2 protein-coding genes are annotated in these 2,019 nt (G+C 40.0%); both read left to right on the top strand.

Features of this window, described 5'->3' with window-relative positions:
* On the top strand, positions 1 to 179 hold a 179-nt coding region (locus tag L4C39_RS19985; RefSeq protein ID WP_489686405.1), incomplete at its 5' end, for a GNAT family protein.
* 147 nt (positions 180 to 326) lie between these two features.
* Positions 327 to 1,088, top strand: coding sequence for a hypothetical protein (locus L4C39_RS19980; protein ID WP_429747737.1), 762 nt, complete (start codon positions 327 to 329; stop codon positions 1,086 to 1,088).
* The last annotated feature ends 931 nt before the right edge of the window (positions 1,089 to 2,019 follow it).

Genomic DNA, 2,019 nt, shown 5'->3' with positions numbered 1-2,019 from the left:
GCATTGGTAAGCAATTATTAAGTCATGCCAAAGCTCAAAGGGCGATCTTGAGCCTTTCCGTATACAAGGAAAATCAGGCTAGTTATCAGTTCTATTTGTCTCAAGGTTTTGCAGTCGTAAGTGAGCAACTGGACGAGCATACGGGACACCCAGAGTACACAATGAGTTCGGGCACATAACAAGGCGTTTAAGACGGATTCACAACGCTTGGCGACTTCAGTTCAAGTTAGCTTAAGTGTTTAAGGTACAATGGTTTAGGTTTGGTGGTTGGCGTTGTTCACCACTTAACGCGGCGTTAGAGTATTAGTTAAATTTTGAGGATTTAAATGAGCGACGAATATGATTATGAAAGCTACGAGAAAGGGCTAAAATTAGTTGTAGATCTTGCGGAAAAAGATTACTGGAATCAGTACACCAATATAAATGCTTATCAGGTTTCTGTTGCAAAGACATACCTATGGATTTCAGCGGCTTTACTTGGTGCCTTTGTTGCAGCTTATGATCGATATAGTTTGTTTGTTTTAAGTAGTGGCTTTACATTGCTGTTAGCTTTGATAAGCATCGTTTCGGTAGTAATTGCCTTTGGTATATGTATATATGCTATCCCCGCGAGAAAAGGGTACCGTGCAATCCCTGATATTAGCTGGGGTGAATTCTCTAAACAAAGTCATACTTACCTTTGCGATAGGCAATCAAATGCTTATTCTTATCTATTGTCGGGTGTTGTTGACAAAATTGATGCTGCAACAGTTCACAATATCCAAACAAATCAAGAGCGTGCTAAGTTACTGAGAATTACATCATGGGTACTTATTGCGTCGTTTAGTTTTGCTGTTGTTACAGCGATGACAGCTAGCTTAAATCATTACATTGAATTGAAAACAATACAGAAAAAAGAGGTTCCAATGACAGAACAAAATACAACTAATTCGAGTACCCAACCACAAACGAGTGCTCCAGATGTTCCTGCTCCCGCAGGACCAATAACTGCACAAAGTTTAACTCAAACGTCTGGGCGAATTTTAAACACTAATAGTAATCACAGGCTGACAGATAGCTTGGAGACAAAAAATAGTTCATCGGAATAATACTCTAACAAACAATTCAACCTGACTTGCAACGCGTGGCAGTTTTACTTCTAATCAGGTTTAGTGATTATGGCGCAATGCAGAAACTCTGTATTGCGTTGCTGCGCAAGTTAATTGGGCGTTATATTGCATAAGATTCAAAGGGTTAAATTATCCGTTTATCTTTGTTCTGCGTTCAAGCTACACACCTGTTCGTCTCGTGAAAGTTGCCATCAAAATGACCATCGCACGTAGAATGTTTTGCGGTTAATTAGCGGCAACGTCACGCAAGTCTCCTCGTTAGTAAGTTTCGCTGGCTCAAGTTCATTTTGCGCGGCTTCTTTTTCGTGGAGACCTCATTGAAAGTTGTGGTTTCAGCGCGCTTTGTCGTCAGGTTTCTCGCTTGAATTCATTGTCATTCTGGCTAACTGAACTATTAAAATTCTGCCTAATTTCGTTTCTTAGCCAAGTGCGTTTTGTTGTCTATGATTGAGTTTCGAACTGTCCATTTTACTTCTGAGTTCAAAGTCAGTAGATTTGTAACCAATTCAGCACCTTGGCGCTAAACTTGGCTCTGTCGTGCGGGCAATATAACAAAGCATTTAAGAGGGATTCTCAACGCTTGGCATTTTTGTATCTACTTCAAATTTAGTGTTTACGGTACAATACTTTAGGTCGGGTGGAGGCGTTGTTCACCCCTTAATGCGGCGTTAGGAGTGGTCTGGAGGCATCTTCTCAAGTAGAATTTGATTAAAGCGGCTAGAGATAAAAGACCTCATTTCATAGGAAGACAGAATTGTTATTTCAAGTATCTGTTTTGTTGGTAAGATAAGTTGTTACTAAGGAAGGGACAGCTATGAAAATGAAGACAATTATATTACTTTTAGTCACTCACTTGTCTGTGGGGGCATTCGGTGTTGGTTTAGGCATTTATATGCTGCCGATTCTTATT

Origin of the sequence: Vibrio clamense (genome assembly GCF_050337905.1) — a bacterium.
In the GTDB taxonomy this organism is placed as follows: Bacteria; Pseudomonadota; Gammaproteobacteria; order Enterobacterales; family Vibrionaceae; genus Vibrio; species Vibrio cortegadensis.
The sequence above is the reverse complement of the archived record's forward strand: the minus strand, read 5'-3'. Positions and strand labels throughout refer to the sequence as shown.